15 protein-coding genes and 1 tRNA gene are annotated in these 18834 nt (G+C 48.5%); 12 read left to right on the forward strand and 4 right to left on the reverse strand.

Features of this window, described 5'->3' with window-relative positions:
* Positions 1 to 347: 347 nt before the first annotated feature.
* The 4 genes from IEY24_RS26880 to IEY24_RS26895 form a co-directional block, all read right to left on the reverse strand.
* Positions 348 to 421 (reverse strand) — tRNA-Asn (locus IEY24_RS26880).
* Between the two features lie 85 nt (positions 422 to 506).
* On the reverse strand, positions 507 to 788 hold the full coding sequence (locus IEY24_RS26885) for a hypothetical protein (RefSeq protein WP_188938409.1): 282 nt from the start codon (positions 786 to 788) through the stop codon (positions 507 to 509).
* 27 nt (positions 789 to 815) lie between these two features.
* Positions 816 to 1436: a 16S rRNA (guanine(527)-N(7))-methyltransferase RsmG gene (rsmG, locus tag IEY24_RS26890; RefSeq protein WP_188938410.1), complete on the reverse strand. Its 621-nt coding sequence runs from the start codon at positions 1434 to 1436 to the stop codon at positions 816 to 818.
* Complete coding sequence (locus IEY24_RS26895; protein ID WP_229223238.1) at positions 1427 to 2608, reverse strand: glycosyltransferase; 1182 nt, start codon at positions 2606 to 2608, stop codon at positions 1427 to 1429. Before IEY24_RS26895 ends, rsmG begins: the two co-directional genes overlap by 10 nt.
* A gap of 60 nt (positions 2609 to 2668) precedes the next feature.
* Here IEY24_RS26895 and tgt point away from each other — a divergent pair, with 60 nt between their 5' ends.
* From tgt to dnaG, 12 genes are all read left to right on the forward strand, one after another.
* On the forward strand, positions 2669 to 3802 hold the full coding sequence (gene tgt, locus IEY24_RS26900; RefSeq protein WP_188938411.1) for a tRNA guanosine(34) transglycosylase Tgt: 1134 nt from the start codon (positions 2669 to 2671) through the stop codon (positions 3800 to 3802).
* Positions 3803 to 4029: 227 nt separating this feature from the next.
* On the forward strand, positions 4030 to 5484 hold the full coding sequence (locus IEY24_RS26905; RefSeq protein ID WP_188938412.1) for an OmpA family protein: 1455 nt from the start codon (positions 4030 to 4032) through the stop codon (positions 5482 to 5484).
* Between the two features lie 118 nt (positions 5485 to 5602).
* Positions 5603 to 6709, forward strand: coding sequence for a UDP-galactopyranose mutase (gene glf / locus IEY24_RS26910; protein WP_188938413.1), 1107 nt, complete (start codon positions 5603 to 5605; stop codon positions 6707 to 6709).
* Between the two features lie 148 nt (positions 6710 to 6857).
* Positions 6858 to 9116 carry a GumC family protein gene (locus IEY24_RS26915; protein WP_188938414.1) on the forward strand — a complete coding sequence of 753 codons (2259 nt, stop codon included), beginning with the start codon at positions 6858 to 6860 and terminating at the stop codon, positions 9114 to 9116.
* A 30-nt stretch (positions 9117 to 9146) separates the two neighbouring features.
* Entirely contained in the window at positions 9147 to 10160 is a 1014-nt protein-coding gene (locus IEY24_RS26920; protein WP_188938415.1) for an N-acetylneuraminate synthase family protein, read from the forward strand.
* Positions 10153 to 11298: a UDP-N-acetylglucosamine 2-epimerase gene (gene neuC / locus IEY24_RS26925; RefSeq protein WP_188938416.1), complete on the forward strand. Its 1146-nt coding sequence runs from the start codon at positions 10153 to 10155 to the stop codon at positions 11296 to 11298. Before IEY24_RS26920 ends, neuC begins: the two co-directional genes overlap by 8 nt.
* Positions 11295 to 12029, forward strand: a complete 735-nt coding sequence (locus tag IEY24_RS26930; protein ID WP_188938417.1) for an acylneuraminate cytidylyltransferase family protein — start codon at positions 11295 to 11297, stop codon at positions 12027 to 12029. The genes neuC and IEY24_RS26930 overlap by 4 nt, the downstream gene beginning before the upstream one ends.
* The gene (locus IEY24_RS26935) at positions 11993 to 13354 is read left to right on the forward strand and encodes a CDP-glycerol glycerophosphotransferase family protein (protein WP_188938418.1); all 1362 of its coding nucleotides are present in this window, start codon (positions 11993 to 11995) and stop codon (positions 13352 to 13354) included. Before IEY24_RS26930 ends, IEY24_RS26935 begins: the two co-directional genes overlap by 37 nt.
* The gene (locus IEY24_RS26940; RefSeq protein ID WP_188938419.1) at positions 13342 to 14742 is read left to right on the forward strand and encodes an O-antigen ligase family protein; all 1401 of its coding nucleotides are present in this window, start codon (positions 13342 to 13344) and stop codon (positions 14740 to 14742) included. The genes IEY24_RS26935 and IEY24_RS26940 overlap by 13 nt, the downstream gene beginning before the upstream one ends.
* Positions 14735 to 15691 carry a glycosyltransferase family protein gene (locus IEY24_RS26945; protein ID WP_188938420.1) on the forward strand — a complete coding sequence of 319 codons (957 nt, stop codon included), beginning with the start codon at positions 14735 to 14737 and terminating at the stop codon, positions 15689 to 15691. Before IEY24_RS26940 ends, IEY24_RS26945 begins: the two co-directional genes overlap by 8 nt.
* A gap of 342 nt (positions 15692 to 16033) precedes the next feature.
* Entirely contained in the window at positions 16034 to 16786 is a 753-nt protein-coding gene (locus IEY24_RS26950) for a TerC family protein (RefSeq protein ID WP_188938421.1), read from the forward strand.
* Between the two features lie 14 nt (positions 16787 to 16800).
* Positions 16801 to 18819 (forward strand): DNA primase, encoded by a 2019-nt coding sequence (dnaG, locus tag IEY24_RS26955; protein WP_188938422.1) that lies wholly within the window; start codon positions 16801 to 16803, stop codon positions 18817 to 18819.
* Positions 18820 to 18834: the final 15 nt, after the last annotated feature.

The raw sequence follows: 18834 nt of genomic DNA on the forward strand, positions 1-18834 counted from the left end.
GTTGCAGTCTGGTCTCCAAAGAAACCGACCAATGTTTCTAACGAACCTATCTTCTTGCTCTCTTCATCATGTCAAAGAACTTTGCTCTGAATCTTCTCAGAACTAGTGGTACCGATCGTTTTCGCTACCGTTTCCTGATTGGGGTTGCAAAAGTAGGGAGCTTATTTTTAAGTTGCAAGCGTTGGGTAAAATATTTTGTAAATTTTTTAAGCCCCTGCCTTTCCTACTTCGTCGCCCGTTCAACTTGCCCTACCTTACGGCTTCCAGGCTCAACAGACTTTTACAGCTCACGCTGTATCTAAAGAGAAAAGCGCCCAGCAATGAATTGCCAGGCGCTTTATTTGTTGCTCCCGAAGCTGGGCTCGAACCAGCGACCCTCTGATTAACAGTCAGATGCTCTAACCGGCTGAGCTATTCGGGAATCATTATCCGGTTGTTGTACTCGAATTGTGGTGCAAATCTAGTAATTCAACTTATACAGCGCAAGTCTAAACTCTAAAAATTTATTAGGCTTGCACTTTCGCAAGGATTAACTCCTTGACTTTCTTGGCATCTCCTTTCGTAAAATTGTTGATAATAATTTCAGGACGCATCCGCGGAATGACCCGGATCGTCGAAAAGAATACGCCACTCTCGATTTCTACACCCGAGATGTCGGAATAAAAAACAAAGTTATCGTTGCTCTTGAAAAGTTTCCTGACTTTAAAGGTCACGCCTTTTTCTCCGAAAGTTACTTCATCGGGAAAAAACGGGTTCATGAGCCCACTGGCGCTGAATCGCTCGTTCATATTTTGAATAGGTTATTAAATGAATGCTTACAAAGGTACATATACGACTTTCTTAGTTTCAAAGAATTCTTCCCCGAAAAAGCTCGAAAGCTCATAAATCTGAGCCTTTTCCCTGATCTCGGAGAGCTCTTCGGCGAGGTCGCCACCTTTTAGATATAAAATACCGTTCCTGCGCTCGTGGAACGAGTTACGGCTGATATTCTTTTTGACCCAGCCCACAAACGGCGCCATCCGGGTTACGGCGCGGCTCACTACAAATTCATAACTGTCTTCCAGCCTCTCGGCCCGCACCTGCTCCGCACGCACATTCTCGAGTTTCAATGCATCCACAATTTCCTGCACGACGCGGATCTTCTTACCAATGCTATCGACCAGATGAAACTGCGCATCAGGGAACATAATGGCCAGCGGAATGCCGGGAAAGCCACCGCCGGTGCCTACATCGAGCAAGTTGGTGCCGGGCTTAAACTCCTGTACCTTCGCAATGCCCAGCGAATGCAGGATGTGGCGTTCATACAGGGTGTCGATATCCTGGCGCGATATCACATTCACGCGAGCATTCCAGTACTCGTACAATTCGCCCATTTGTCCGAACTTTTCGCGCTGGACAGCGGTCAGGTCCGGGAAGTATTTATCAATCAATTCCATGATTTACGGGGTTTTCTGCTCGTCATGGTCAAAAACCCGAAAACGAGGTAATAAACAAAAAGTGCGAAGTCCATCAGTAAAAAGCTGAACCACTCCACGGTTTTGTCCAGCTTTATATTAATAATGATAAGGAGAAACCATTGAATGGCCCACCGTATGCCAAAAACGATACCGAGATATTGCAGCAGCAGCATGTCCTTCACGATTAGCCCCCAGGCCAATGTCACTAACCCGACAAACCAGGTGCCGATGTGTGCTGCGGAAAGCATCCCCAGCAATATCTTATTCCGCGGCTTGTAATACCGGCTCACAGAAATGTGTCTGCGCTTCTGGCGGAACCAGTCTTTCCAGTTGGTCTTGGGAACCGAATAAACGAAGGAATCTTCCTCGATGGAAATGGTCGTATTGGAGCTGGTCGCTACTTCATTCAGGAAAATATCGTCGTCGCCGCCGAAAACGTGTTTGTGCGTATAAAAGCCCTTATTGGCAAAAAATACAGAGCGCTTATATAATATGTTACGACCGACGCCCATGTAAGTCATTCCAGCCAGTGTGAAAGACAGGTATTGAACAGCGGCGTAGAAGGTTTCGCAGCGAACAAACCAGTTGAGTAGGCCCTTTTGTTTAAAATAGGGTGAAAATCCCAGTACAATATCCCTGTCCTCCGTTACCCGGGAGGTCATGGCAGTTATCCAGTGGTTCGAAGCCGGCCGACAATCGGCATCGGTCATCAACGCGATGGGATATTTAGCCTGCTTCATTCCAACCGTCAATGCGTATTTCTTGGGCGTGACGTGGTTGAACTGATCGTTGATACGGATGTAGCGGATATGCTTCCAGCTGTTGATATTCTCGCGGATATATTCTTCACTCCCGTCGTCGGACCGATCGTCGAGCAGGATCACCTCATATTCGGGATACTCCTGGGCGTCCAGCAGTGGAATGAGCTCCGTCAGGTTCTCTCTTTCGTTCCAGGCACACACCAATACGGTTACCCCGGGCATAGCATTGCCATAATTTGCCCCTTTTCCGTAAAATGCCAGTCGTGTAAAGAAGAAGAGATAATAGAATACCTGAACAGCTACGAACGCCCCTAGCGCATAGAGTAAAGAATCGGCCACAATAGAAGAGAGATGTAAAATTTTTCCATATTCATGCAAATATACTGTCATTGACAGGAATGTTCGAGACGTTCCCCCTATTTTTGCACACCAGCAATTTAAAACCTTTTAATGAAGTTTACATTACAAGTTGAGGATCCCCATTCTAAAGCAAGGGCCGGATTAGTCGAGACGGATCATGGGGTAATCCAAACGCCTATCTTCATGCCTGTGGGTACAGCGGGGACTGTGAAGGCCGTCCACCAGCGCGAATTGAAGGAAGATGTCAAAGCACAAATCATATTAGGTAACACCTATCACCTGTATCTCCGCCCTGGGCTCGACATTCTCGAAAAGGCCGGCGGACTCCATGCATTCAATGGCTGGGACAGGCCTATACTTACCGATAGCGGAGGCTATCAGGTGTATTCGCTGGCTGGAACCGGCCGTAAGATAAATGAAGAAGGTGTGGTATTTAAGTCACACATTGACGGTAGCGTACACACATTCACGCCCGAGAACGTCATGGACATCCAGCGAGCAATCGGCGCCGATATCATAATGGCGTTTGACGAATGTACGCCTTACCCGTGCGATTTTACGTATGCCAGGAAGTCGATGGAGATGACACACCGCTGGCTCACCCGCTGTTGCAACCGCTTCGACAGCACCGAAGCGAAGTACGGTCACGGTCAGACGTTATTCCCTATCGTTCAGGGAAGTGTTTACAAAGACCTCCGCAAGCAATCGGCCGAGTTTATTGCCTCCGCAGGGCGCGAAGGCAATGCGATAGGCGGTCTTTCGGTAGGTGAACCTGCCGAGATCATGTACGAACTTACAGAGGTGGTTTGCGATATCCTGCCGAAGGATAAGCCACGCTACCTCATGGGCGTGGGTACGCCTGCCAACATTCTGGAATGCATTTCGCTGGGAGTGGATATGTTCGATTGCGTAATGCCTACCCGCAATGCACGCAATGGCATGATTTTTACAACCGAGGGGATTATCAACATCCGCAACGAAAAGTGGAAGGATGATATGTCACCGATAGACTCGGGCCTTGGAGGGCACGTTAGTACATTTTACAGTAAGGCGTATCTGAGGCACCTGGTGAAGTCGGGGGAAATGCTCGGCGCGCAGATTGCAAGCATTCATAACCTGACATTCTATTTGTGGCTGGTTAACAGTGCGAGAGAGAAAATTATCGACGGAAGTTTCGCTTCATGGAAGCGCGAAATGGAAAAAAAATTGAATCAACGGCTTTGAAAGTTCAAAAAAGGAGGTTTCTTTCGGGTAAAATTTGAATTAAATATCAGGAAACTTTTCCATTTGTATCAACTTGCGGTTGATTAAGTGATATTGATAACCTATTTTTGTGCGCACTAGGCATTTGGTTAATGTTACGATTAGCCGTGAAAACAATATATAACTTTACTCATAAAATTGGATATAGATCAATCCTAGTTAATCTTAATAACGCTAACTTGAATAGTATGAAAAAAGTATCCCAGTTGATTGGTTCGTTTGCCTTGGGAGCAATGATGGCGCTGCCTTCATTCGCACAGCCGCTGGTGCAACCGAATTCTCCGGATTACAATCCAAAAGCGACGTACGATGGCCCCTACAAATTGAACACCTGGTCAATTTCCGCACACTTTGGCCCGACGCTCTTTTTTGGTGATTTAAGAGAATATGACTTCTGGCCTGTTACCAAGACAAATTCTGACAGCCACAAGGAATCCGGAACTTTTCAAGGAGGCCTCACACTGAACAAACAACTTTCGTACCTGTTCGGCGCTCGTCTGGACGCATCTTTGGGTAACCTTAGAGGTATGAAACGTCGTAATTATAACCGCTATTTTGAAGGCAATTACTTCGATGTTTCGCTTTCAGGAACTGTTAACCTGAAAGGACTCCTGATGGGTCCCAACAAAATGAAGCGCTGGAAGATCGATGCGTATGCAGGTATCGGTCAGGTGTTTTACGATGCTACGGCATATGACCTGACAGGCGGTGTGAAGCTTCGTGAAACCGGGAATATGAACGACTGGATCGTTCCGACTGGTTTGAACGTGAACTACGAAGTAACGCCAAGAATCGACATCGGTGTTGACTTCCGTTTGACTCACACCAACTCTGACTACCTGGACGCTACTTACGGTGGTGACTACGACAGAACGCCAAATAGTTTCAACATTAAAGATCAGAAAACTTCTCACAAAGGAAATTCTGAACTTGACAGCTATGGATACGGTGCAATCCAGGTAACTTACAAATTGGGCAAAAAGCCTTTGAAAGTTGCGAAAGTGGATGGCAAATGGGATTACAAACCAGACGAAGGCGGTTACTACCACCTACGTTACACAGATCCGCGTGTACTGGTTAAACCACCGAAAATCCTTACACTGGAAGAAATGGACTCTGTTGCAAAAGCAAACCGTCCAAAAGATATCGACCCACGTTTGTTGCTTGATACCGACGGTGACGGTGTATCCGACTTCTTCGATAAAGAGCCAAACTCACCAGCAGGAAGCATTGTTGATGGTGCCGGTCGCGTACTCGACTTCGATTCTTACGTGAAAAACGCATTGGCAACAGGTGCAGCATGCTCCGAAATCTTTGCTAACGTAACATTCGATACCGACAAAAACGTATTGAAACCTGAATTCCAGGAATTGCTGAAAAACGTAGCAGCATTGATGAATAAAAACGGATGCCGCTTGCAATTGGCTGGTCACACAGACCGTCGTGCATCTGACCGTTACAACATCGCGCTTTCGAAACGCCGCGTAGATGCAGTGAAAAACTTCTTGGTCAACGAAGCTGGTCTGCAAGACCCAAGCAAAGTGATCGTCGACTACTTCGGATCGTTCAAGCCTATCGCCGACAGCGCAACCCGCCCAGGTTTGCAGAGAAACCGTCGCGTAGAATTGAAACTTCTTCCTTAATAATTGAAGAAACGACTTAAAGAGAAAGGCTCCCGTCGGGAGCCTTTCTCTTTTTAATATATTCACACGCTGATTATAGAAGTCAATTAGCCACATCATAACAACACAACAGGAATTAATGAAACAATATGACTATCTGGTAGTAGGTGCGGGTTTGTGGGGATCGGTATTTGCCCATGAGGCGACCAAACGCGGAAAGAAATGTCTTGTAATCGATCGCCGCGACCATATCGGCGGTAATGTATATTGCGAAAATGTCGAGGGTATCAACGTCCATAAATACGGCGCTCATATATTTCACACCAACGACAAGGACATCTGGGATTACGTAAACTCATTTGTAGAATTTAACAGGTATACCAACTCCCCCGTGGCCAATTACAACGGAGAGCTGTATAACCTCCCTTTTAATATGAATACCTTCTACCAGTTGTGGAGGGTACGTACGCCCGAGGAAGCTAAGGAAAAAATCCGCCAGCAGGTTGAAGAAGCGGGAATTAAAGATCCGCAAAACCTCGAAGAACAGGCTATCTCACTGGTAGGAACCGACATTTATGAGAAGCTGATCAAGGCATACACCGAGAAACAGTGGGGAAGAAAAGCTACCGAACTGCCAGCATTTATTATCAAACGGCTTCCCGTAAGGTTCACATTCGACAATAATTACTTCAACGACCGCTACCAGGGTATCCCGATCGGAGGTTACAATAAACTGACGGAAGCACTGCTGAAAGACGTAGACGTGCGCCTGGGCATAGATTTCTTCAAAGAAAGAGAAACACTTGCTGCCCTCGCTGAAACAGTCGTTTATACCGGTCCTATCGACGAATATTTCGATTTTCGCTTCGGCCAGCTCGAATACCGCAGCCTGCGCTTCGACAACCAGTTGCTAGATCAGGAAAACTATCAGGGAAATGCGGTAGTGAACTATACCGACGGAGAAACGCCTTTTACACGCATAATTGAGCATAAGCATTTCGAGTTTGGCACCCAGCCGAAAACCGTGATCACACACGAGTACCCGCAGGAATGGGTGAAGGGAGCCGAGCCTTACTACCCTGTGAATGACGATAAAAATACCGCCGTGTTTAATCAATACAAGGCGCTTGCATCCGATGAACCGAACGTTATTTTCGGAGGAAGGCTGGCTGAATACCGCTACTATGATATGCACCAGGTCGTAGCGTCGGCACTCAAAAAAGTGAAAGTACATTTCGATTCCTGAAAAATATTTTTTCTTACAAAAACCTGTTTCAACGCATTGAGATAGGTTTTTTTGTTTTCTAAGAATATTTTGAAAAAAAATTTGTAGAAGTCGCGTTACCAAAATTACATGTCAGCGTCTAAATGCTATCACCTGAAACGTGTAGGCAATGCTGGCACCCAAACCTCCGATAGCGAACTTCACATCATTTCAAGACTGGGCCGACAACCCGCTCTGGAAAGCCATCCGGTTCCGATGGTACTGGTTTTTCATTTCCCCTTGCCTGTCAATGCTCCTGGGGTTGGCGTTTCTGCGATACAAAACGCCATATTACGACGTTACGGCCTCTCTTCTAGTCCGTGACGATTCGAGAGGAAGTGATTTTCGTGAAACCGCACTGCTGAAAGAACTCGGGCTTCCTGACGCTACCAGCAGCGTGGAAAACGAAATTGAAATACTCAAAAGTCGCACGTTACTCAGCCAGGTGATTGAGGACCTGAGTTTAACCACTCAATACTTCGCTTCGGGTCACCTTAAAACGGCCGAACTTTACGAAAAGACACCATACAAAGTCAGGTTTCCCGGGCGTCGACCTGCGAAACCCGGGATCTACCGCATTGGTCGCGTAGGTGGCACTTCATTTACGCTCCAAACTCCTGATGGCGAATACAAAGGCATATTTGGCCAAAAATTAAGTCTGCCGAATGGCTTTACAGTAATTGACACCACCCATTTTAAACCCGCCTCCGAGAATCAGTATTGCTTCGAAATATCCCGAAGCGAGACAGTCCTCGCCCATTACGCGCGTGTTCTGAACATTCAGGCCCCGAACAAAACTGCATGCCTGGTCAATCTTTCCATACGGGAGATCTTGCCGCGGAAAGGCGAAGCTATTTTGAAGCAGCTGATTGCCCGGTATCAGGCGGCAAGCATCAAAGAAAAGAACAAAATAGCGGATAACACGATCGACTTTATCAATGCAAACCTGACGCGCGTTTCCTCCGAACTAACCGGGGTTGAAAGAGACATCGAACATTTCCGTAAGCGCCACCAAGTCATCGACCTCGCGGAAGACAGTCGTCAGGCACTTCAAAAGCTCGCCATCAATGCGGCGAAAGAAAAGGAGCTGACGATCCATTTAAAAATCATTCAATTGCTGGAAACGCATTTACATGAGAAGCCCGCCACGGCCATCCCCTCGGCGCTATACCCTCAAGATGATATCTTTGCCGATTTGGCCGGGAAATACAATGAGGCGCAGTTGTCGCGCGTAAAGGCCCTCACGTCGCTCACGTCCGACCATCCCGAGGTCAAAACATTGGATAATGCAATGGCCGCCCTCAGAAGTGGTCTCCTGGACGCTATCCAGCACCAAAAGCGGGAGCTGGCATTGAGCATTGCCGCGACTCGCGAATACGGTGCGGGCTTCAATGCGGAAATTGCGCAATTGCCCGGACATCAACGTGCATTTTTGTCGCAGTCCCGCGAACAAGGCATTCAACAGGAGTTGTATCTGTTTTTGCTAAAAAAACGCATGGAAACCGCGATCTCCCGCTCGGCAAATATCGCCAATGCAAGAGTTATCGATCCGCCTAAAGTCAGCCCGGAGCCTGCTTATCCCAATTACCAGCTTACCATGCTGGTGGCCTTCCTGGGAGGCATTCTGGCACCGGTCGGCATGCTCTACGTCCGGCAGATTTTCAACAACAAGATCTCATCGAAGGCGGATATATTACAGCAATGCGACACCACGATAATCGGAGAAATCGGCCAGCAAAGCCGGTCTGCGTTGTTTACCAAAGCTGATAACCGCAGCCTGTTGACGGAACAGTTCCGTTCGTTGCGAACAAATATCCAGTTTGTTACCGGGGCGCACCAAAGCACGGTGATACTCCTCACTTCCGCGATGGCCAACGAGGGAAAATCATTCGTCGCTACATACCTCGCACGCTCATTCGCGCTTGCGACCAGGAAGGTGCTGCTCATCGACTTCGACCTCAGAAAACCGACGCTGGCCAAGCTCCTTGATCTACGGCCCGAAGGCGTTACAGAATGCATTACCCTTGGAAACGAGCCGCTTGTTCAACGGTGTGGTACGGAGCATCCCTTTGATTTTCTCGCCGCCGGCGCACTACATCCGGGCTCAGGGGAATTGATGCTCTCGCCGAAAGTGGCCGCGCTTATTTCCACACTTAAAAAAGAATACGATTATGTGCTGCTAGATAGCCCGCCCGTCGGTCTCGTGGCCGATGCACGCCTTCTGGGGCAACATGCCGACATGACCTTGTTTATCGTCCGGCAGCATTTCACTTTCATTCACCAACTCGCCAATATGCAGAAAGCGTGTGAGCAACGACAACTACCTGATTTATATGTTGTTCTCAACGGCACCCGAGACTTACACCGGTACCAATACAACTACTATTGATATTCATTTAACCAATAAACAAACACACCTATGAAGCAGCAGATTTATATGATCGGGGAAATTGGGCAGGCCCACGAGGGGAGCATTGGTCTTGCGCATGCATACGTAGATGCGCTTGCACACGCAGGAGCCAACGCTGCGAAGTTTCAGGTCCATATCGCCGATGCCGAAAGCAGTATTTACGAGGATTTCCGGGTCAAAATACCCTATCAGAATGGTTCTCGCTTTGAGTACTGGAAAGGCATGGAGTTTTCCGCACAGGAATGGAGCGGGCTTAAAAAACATTGCGAAAAAGCCGGGCTGGACTTTCTTGCCAGTCCATTTTCACTGGCGGCAGTCGATTTGCTCAACGAAATCGGGGTGTCCGCATTTAAAATCGGGTCCGGCGAAGTGGACAACCTGCCCATGCTCGACAAGATATCAGACACTGGGAAACCGGTTCTACTATCGTCGGGAATGAGCTCCTGGGCCGAACTCGATCGGGCTGTTTTCCTCCTCCAATCCCGGGGGCAGACCGTTTCCGTACTCCAATGCACGACCGCCTATCCTGCCAAACCGCATCAATGGGGACTGAATGTTTTGTATGAAATGAGCCAGCGTTACCAGGTCCCGGTTGGCCTTTCGGATCACTCGGGCGACATTTTCGCTTGCCTCGCAGCGGCATCTCTCGGCGCTCGTATCCTGGAATTCCATATTACTTTCGACAAAAGGATGAGCAACCCCGACGCCTCCGCATCGTTAACCCTTCGGCAGGCGAATACATTAATCACCGGCGTTCGCAGGATCGAAACGGCGCTCAATTTCCCTGTTGACAAAGATGCAAATGCGGCTTTTTCGCGACTAAAAAGTCTCTTCGGTAAATCACTAGCCGTTAACCGCGATCTGCGGAAAGGCGAGCAGATCCAATGCGCCGATCTCGAAACTAAAAAACCGGCCGGTTTTGGCGTACCGGCGGCGCGGTACCAGGAAGTGCTGGGGAAGAGCTTGACAAGAGATATTGCTCAATGGGATTTTCTCACTGAAAACCACCTTAGCCATGCGTAAAATCTGCGTTGTAATCACTGCCCGGGCCAGTTACAGCCGGATCAAAACCGTGCTGACGGCCATCCAGGCTCATCCACGGCTCACATTACAGATTGTCGTAACTGGCAGCGCACTGGTCGAAAGGTTCGGAAATATCATTCCACACCTGGAAGCTCAAAACTTGCCTGTTTCCGCTATCATCCCAAATCTGCTAGACGTCGAAAACACTACTGCCTCAGCCAAAACAACCGGTCTTGCGGTGATCGAACTTGCTACTTTTTTCGCGAACCGTCGACCTGATTTAGTAGTCACCGTTGCCGACCGGTACGAAACCATCGCGACGGCCATTGCCGCGGTGAATATGAACATTCCACTCGCTCACGTCCAGGGCGGAGAGACCACCGGCAATATCGACGACCGTATCCGAAACAGCATTTCGCAACTTGCTGACCTGCATTTTGTAGCTACCGAAAACGCACGGGACAGATTAGTGCGGATGGGCCTTTCGCGACAGAAAGTCCATTGCACCGGGTGTCCCTCCATCGATTTGGTGTACCGGCACAAGGATTTCTATTTCAACCCTTACGAAAGTTACGGAGGTGTGGGCACGCAGCCCGACTTGAACGCACCCTACCTGGTGATATTGCAGCACCCGGTAACGACCGAAACAGGACATTCTAAATGGCAGATTGGCAACACCCTGCATGCCATTGCTGCCCTGAATATGCCCGGCATTTGGTTCTGGCCCAATGCCGATTCCGGAACGGCCGGCACCGCCCAGGGCATTCGTGCTTTCCGGGAGCAACATCCGGATCTCCCCTTCCATTTTTTCAAGAATATGGAATCGAGTCACTTCATTCAGCTGCTCAAGAATTGTGCAGCCTTTGTCGGCAATTCCAGCGTAGGGATACGCGAATGCAGTGCGCTGGGCGTTCCGGCAGTGAACATCGGAAGCAGGCAACGCGGCCGGGAGCGAGGCCCGAACGTGTTGGATTGCCTTCCGAACACTGAGGCAATTGCATCCGCCGTCCAACACCAGCTCGCCCATGGACATTACCAGCAGGTAACGCTATACGGGCGTGGTGACGCCGGGGAACGAATCGCCGAGCAACTTGCGACTGTTCCATTGATTCTCAAAAAACACCTTCTCCCGGCATGACAGCGCTATTTCCAAAAATCCTGGGCCTCATTCCTGCACGAAAGGGGTCGAAAGGAGTTCCTGGTAAAAACATGAAACTGCTTGGCGGAATGCCGCTCATACAATACACCATCGAGTCGGCCCGGCAGTCGGAGCTGCTGGATACCATTCTCGTTTCCACGGACTGCCCCGAAATCGCCGCCTTTGTGAACTGTTTTGACAGAATAACGGCACCGTTTGTGCGTCCCGCGCATATCGCGACGGATCATACGCCAATGATCGAAGTGGTCATACACGCACTAAATAGTGCCGAACGCAATCTCTATCGCTTTGAATATGTGCTGCTACTCCAACCTACCTGCCCGTTTCGCAAACCTGGCATGATCGACGAAACCATCCGTCACGTCGTCCAGCAAAAGGCCGACAGTCTGATGACCATGCGAAGGATTCCCGATCCGCATAACCCTTTCTGGTCTTATACCCTGCAAAACGACAAATTACAGCATGTGGTACCGGATGTAAATCGACCTACACGGCGACAGGACCTGACTGCTACGTACCATCGGGACGGAGAGATTTACATCGCACGCACCTCACTGATCCGCGCAGGCGAGATCACCGGAGGGAAGATAGCCGGGTGGTTGAACGATAACCCGTTTGAGATCAATATAGACACGCCTGCCGATTGGATGCGGGCAGAAACACTCTTTAATCAATGGAAAGATCAGACCAAAAACATATTCTCGTATTAATTACCAATCCATTCGCGGTGCTCAACACCATTCATTCCGGCCTCATGGGCCAGCTTGGGAAATGTTACAGGATCTCGGTCATGTCCGATCTGCTGACGGTAGCAGATGTTGATCATTTCAACAAACATTTCCAACTGAACATGCAGTTGTTAAAAACGCCGGTACCCTCAGTTTCAACGTTTGAGAAATGGCTGAGAGCGGTAGAGACGCTACTTTTCGGCTATTGCTTCGGCCTGGAAACTATCCGCATTAAAGTCATGGAACGGGGCCGCGTCTTTCATTGGCTTTTCTCGATATCACAAAAAAGCCTTACGCTCATCCTTCTGAGTACCTCGGTGATGGTTTTTATCAGAAACTGGCTGATCCGTCGCACAACGCTGTCAGATCTCTACGTGCCGCTTGCAGCTCACAACTTTCTCGCGGTGGTCTCGACTTCCCCATTCGATTTGCGTGAGAACGCAATCGTTAATTCGCTTCAAATACATGGAATACCGAATATTTCAATCATCATCAGCTGGGACAATTTTACTTCAAAAGGATTGATGAATGCGAGGCCCGATCTGGTGCTGGTTTGGAATCCATCTATGGCGCTCGAGTACCAGCGGTTTTATGCAATGTTCGGAGAACTTGCTGCGATTCGCATTGCCGGCATTCCGAGGTTCGATATATATTTCAGGAACCCGGCCGACGAAAGTTCCAACCCGGCCGGAGTGCCCGGAACCGACGCGAATACCCGCATTATCCTGTTTCCGACAGGCGCTGTCAAACACCACTCGTGCCAAAATTATGTCATTGAAGACCTTTTAGAATATGCGCAAACCCGGCCCGATGTCCTGATCCTCGTAAGGTGTCACCCCCGAGATGACCCTCGGCGATACGACCATTTCGGTTCGGTCAAAAATCTGCGTGTTTTTCAATCTTTCGGTGAAAATACAGGCAAGGTGCCACCCGCCGATTTTCTTGAAATATTACATTTCCAGCTAACGACTTGCACTGTTTGCGTACAAGTCGCTTCTACAATGTTCCTGGATGCCGCTGCCTGCAACAAACCATGTATCAGCATTGCCTACGATGCCCATCCGGGTGTGGACTATGCCGGATCGGTGAGGCGGTTCTATGACTATTCTCATCAGTTACCGCTTCACAAAATCCACAGGAAATACATTGTTTATGATCGCCGGGAGCTGTTCGGAAAACTGGATGAAATATTAGGCGGTCGCCACGTGACAACTGACCTCGGGAAAGCGGTAAAGTGTTTCACTAATCAATATTCGCCCGATTCCGCCCTGTTGTCCGCTCAATATATCAGGGAATGGTTAGGCTGATCCTTGCGGCAGGCAGCATGGCTGCATTGTGTGTCAGCGTGGTGTGGTTCGCTACGATCGTGTTCAGCTCGTTGCTCATTTTCGGCGAAAGTACCGTTCAAACTGTGCTCGTTTTCGGTTTCTATGTCTATTGTGTGCTTACGCTGGTTGTTCCGTCCGAGCACAAACTCTTTTACGTACTCAGTATCCCTATTCTGACCCAATTTCTACACCTCCTTCAAAAGTACGATTTCCCGCCCGGCGCTAATTCTCCATGGCGGCTGCTACCCTTTATAATTGTCGATCTCCACATTGTATCTGCGCTGATTCGTTTTAAAACGAGTCTTACCGCCACACAAAAAGGTGTAGCTGCATCATGGATAGCTCTTAACTTTCTGTCCATCATCATCTCGCCCAATCTGCCGGGAATCATTACCGGGGCATTCGTTTTGGTAGTCATCACCCTTCCCTTGTATTTTTGCTATTTAAGCCTGTGTTCTGAACGTCCCTCATTCTCAACGGATTTAGAGCGATCCCTCTGCCTTCTGTTCATTCTGCTTGCGTTTGGAACATTCGGGCTCGTCTTCTTGGGAGCGCAATACAAAGGTGCCAGCAACCTGCTGGTAACCCGAAATATTTCGGACACCAATGTGACAATGGCTTACTTTATTCTCCTTTGGCCATTTGCATTGCGATATGCCGGGCGTTCAAGACATACATTTCTATTGACACTTTTACTGGTACTACTTTTCGCTGTCGTGGTGTTGCTGTCCTTTTCGCGCGGTGCGGTCTTTATTGTATTACCTTACTTATTTTCTACATTATTGATTATAAGCAACTTAAAACAAGTCGTATGGTTTAGTTCGATCGGCATTCTGCTCAGCGCGGCTTTCAAAGACCTCCTCCAACTCATCAATACGGAGCTCGCCTACTCCTGGCAACTCCGTTTCGCCGATTTCCAGGCAGCCGGGCCGGCCCTCCAAAAATTACAGGAAGCCAGCGGGCGGGCAGAAATTCGCAGGTTTGCGTACAAACTGTTTCTCGAAAGTCCGCTTTACGGCCATGGCACAGGAAGTTTTGAGCTGCTGGGCCCAGGCTATCGCGAGGCACACTCGATGTTTTTTACCATTCTCGCGGAGCAGGGGCTTGTCGGAATGCTGTATCTGTACGCACTCTTCCTGGGACTTGGATATTGTTTGTTGAAAACGAAGGTATCAGGACGCCAATACCGGCTTCTGCCCACTGCATTGTGTGCGTACCTGCTATTTGTGCATTCGGTAGGGTCCGTTTGGGTGATCATTCCGGCCAAAAGTCTCACGATCAATTGCATCGCACCGCTCCTGCTACTCTGCATGTATCATTATTCAAAAACCATTTGTGAGAGTTCCCCGTCGCTCTATCATGGCTAAACTGCTGATTATCGGACAAATACCACCACCGATCGGCGGAGTGACAGAGCATGTGAGGAGGCTGACGCAAAATCTGCGACGAACCGGGTTCCCCTTCGATTTTTGCGATCCTGGAAAAGCTTCTCTGGCCAGCATTCTTTTTAAGATAGCTACCCACCGCACCATTCATATCCACTTTTCAAACCCGGGTACGCAAGCCCTGTTTGCCGCTTTCTGCCGGCTTACATTTAAGAAACTCATCATTACTTATCACGGACGTTGGGGCAGGTATGGCGCGTTAGTGAACTGGGTCGTAAAGTTATCCGCATACCTCGCGCACGTACCCATTGTGCAGGAGCGGGCGAGCCTGCTGCAAGCGTTCAACTGCAACGCACGCGCCCGCCAGATCTCAACCTATATCCCCGACGCGGACATACTTCCCCTCCCGGCCCGGTTACAGGCGGCAATAGCATCGCGCCGCAATGATTACCAGGCGACATTCTGCACAAATGCGTGGAATGTGACATTTGACAAGAATGGTCAGGAAACTTATGGGATTTCAGAGATGATCGCCCGGTTCGCCGATTATCCGGAGTATCAACTTTTGGTCTCCGACCCATCCTGTAACTACCGGTTGTACATCGAAAAGCACACACGGCACATTCCTAATAACCTGCTTTTTATCAGTCAGCTACACGATTTCAAAAGTATTCTTTTACTTTCCGACGCATTCATCCGAAATACTACTACCGATGGTGGGTCATTGTCGATCCACGAAGCACGGGAGCTTGGAATCCCCGTCCTGGCTTCCGCAGCCGTGGAACGGCCGCCATTTTGCAGCGTTTTTCAGGATTTTTCGAAAGCTGATTTAAAGGAAAAACTGGAAGAGGCGCGGCGATTGATCACCCTGCCGGGCACGACATATGATGCGGTGGGCGAACTGATCAAACTATACCAGGAGATTGCTTGACTGCATAGCTAATCATTTAATAATCAGCCTATAAAAACAAAGGCATAGAAAAATTTCCATGCCCTGTTTCACACTATACACACACTATATTTTTAATATCTATTATATCGCTTGGATAAAATTTCAGATCGAATTTCAATACCGCAAAATAACAAACTAAAGTGATCAGAAAAAAACTTTAGGATGCGAATTTCTAAATTCTAATCAGAAAATAGTGGACATTTCCCTAAATTCTTTTTATCGAATTGCGCTGTTATTCAAATTTACGGAAAATTGGCGTAATTATTGCTCAAACTACTCTGCCTGATTACTTTCGTGCAACTAACGCTCACCAACTCATTCATGGAATCACTTTTCACCACCGACGCACTTATCAGTTTGCTTACATTGACCTTACTGGAAGTCGTCCTTGGAATTGACAACGTAATCTTCATCACAATTGTTTCCGGGAAACTGCCTGTTAATCAAAGGAAAAAAGCGCAAAACAATGGCTTGCTCATCGCGCTGGTGCTACGAATCGCGCTCCTCTTTGCTATTTCGTGGGTGATCGGCCTTAAAGAAGATGTTCTGACCCTATTTGGCCACGGTTTCAGCGGCCGCGATCTCATTCTGCTCGGCGGCGGACTCTTCCTGCTTTACAGCACCACTAAAGAAATTCACCACAAACTGGAAGGCGAGGCCGAAGAACTCCCGTCAGGTGACATTTCAGGCAAAAAAACGTTGACATTCGGCAGCGCATTGGTACAGATCGCATTGCTGAACATCATTTTCTCGTTCGACTCCGTGCTTACGGCCGTCGGTCTGGTAAAAGAAGTACCGATCATGATCATAGCTGTCATAGCGTCCACGTTTATAATGATCGCATTTGCGGGTAAAATCGGGGATTTTGTAAATAATCACCCTTCTATCAAAATTTTAGCGCTGTCATTTTTGTTGATGATTGGCACGCTGCTCGTAGCAGAAGCATTTCACTATGAAATCCCGAAAGGCTATGCGTATTTCGCGATGGCATTCTCTTTCCTGGTGGAACTGCTGAACATGAAACTGGATAAAAAGACAAAAAATCCGGTGAAGCTGCGCGACCACGTGAACTGAAACATTAGAAAATTATGCGCATTAACCCCGAAACCGTAGAGAGGATCAAACACGCCGCAGATATTGTGGAGGTTGTAGGGGATTTTGTGTCCTTAAAGAAAAAAGGAGCCAACTATTCGGCTTGCTGCCCGTTTCACAACGAAAAAACGCCTTCGTTCAACGTCAACCCCGTAAGACAAATCTATAAATGCTTCGGTTGCGGGGCTGCGGGTGATTCCATCAAGTTTGTGATGGATATCGACGGGATTGGCTATGGCGAGGCTTTGCGGTATCTGGCAGGCAAATACAATATTGAAATTGAGGAAGAAGAGCTGACAGATGAAGAGACGATCCGGCAGAATGCGCGGGAAAGTTTGTACATCATCCTCAATTATGCCAAAAATTTCTACCAGCACCAGCTCCACAACAGCGAGGAAGGCCAGGCGATAGGTCTGAGCTATTTCCGCGAACGTGGCTTTACAAACGAAATCCGCAAGAAGTTCGAGTTGGGTTACAGTCTGGATAATTGGGATTCGTTTTCAAAAGAAGCACTCGAAAAGGGCTATTCCGCCGAAATTCTGGAAAAAGCGGGCCTGCTCATTCATAAGGAGGGCAGCCAAACCGCAGGCTACGACCGTTTCCGGGGCCGGGTCATCTTCCCGATTCACAATATTGCCGGGAAAACGATCGCTTTTGGTGCGCGGATATTAAAGACTGATAAAAATCAGCCCAAATACCTCAATTCGCCCGAAACCGAAGTTTACCATAAAAGTGAAGTCCTTTATGGTATTTTCCAGGCTAAAAACGCCATCCGCAGCCTGGAACATTGCTATCTGGTGGAAGGCTACACGGATGTTATTTCGCTGCATCAGGCCGGGATCGAGAATGTCGTTGCGTCGTCGGGAACATCGCTAACGGTGGAGCAAATACGGCTGATCGGCCGTTTCACACCCAATATTACCATTCTTTACGATGGCGATATGGCGGGTATCAAAGCGGCACTGCGCGGTTTGGACCTTGTTTTGGAAGAAGGGCTGAATGTGAATGTCGTCCTTTTCCCGGATAACGAGGACCCCGACAGCTATGTACGCAGGGTTGGTGCGGAAGCATTTAAAGCACACCTGAAAAAGGCTTCGAAAGATTTTATCACTTTCAAAACTGAAATCCTGTTGCAGGATGCGGGAAATGACCCTTTCCGGTTGGCCGCGGTGATCCAGGAGGTCGTCAATAGCATTGTCAAAATACCGGACGCGATCAAAAGGCAGGTATTTTTTCACCGCACATCGGAAATGTTGCGGGTGGACGAGCAGATGCTGATCACCGAGGGAAACAAACTGCTTCGGAAACAGCACACCGCCAAACCAACAGAACGTCAACCCCGGCAAAGTAATGCAACACCGGAAGGTCCCCGCCAGGAGTTTCATCAACCGGAAGGCCCGGATGACCTGGACGCGTTGTTCAGCGATGGCTTCGGGCCATTTGCCGGTGAGCCGGATGCCATTCCGTTCGTTGCCGAAGAAGTTGAAGCATTTCAGCGCACCAAACTGCATTATCAGGAAGAAGCGTTCGTGCGCCTGCTCGTCGTACACGGCGCACGTGAGCTCGAACCGACCATCACTGTATGCCAGTATGTGCTTGGACAAATTGAAGGAATCGAGTTGAAAGATCCGGTGTACAGTCATTTGCTGACTTTATTCCGCGAGAATTTTAATAGAAACCATGTACTCACCACCGACTATTTCCTGCAACACCACGAGGCGGAGATCAGGAACCTCACCATCGAATGGCTAACACAGAAACACGAGCTCAGTGAACTTTGGAAGGAAAAATACGAGATCTACGTGCCTTTTGAGACAGACGTACTAGATAGAACGGCATTTAACAATATTCTAAGACTGAAAAAGGCATTCATCGAAGAGAAAATGAAGGTATGCCTGCAACAGGCGGTGCATGCGAAGACGGAAGAGGAGCAACATGCCGTCATGACCGAATTTATGTTCTACAAAGGCATTAGTATGGCCGCCGCCAAGGAATTGGGAAGCGTAATCGGATAATATAACCTAAATATT

It is taken from the genome of Dyadobacter endophyticus, assembly GCF_014641595.1.
Classification (GTDB): domain Bacteria; phylum Bacteroidota; class Bacteroidia; order Cytophagales; family Spirosomataceae; genus Dyadobacter; species Dyadobacter endophyticus.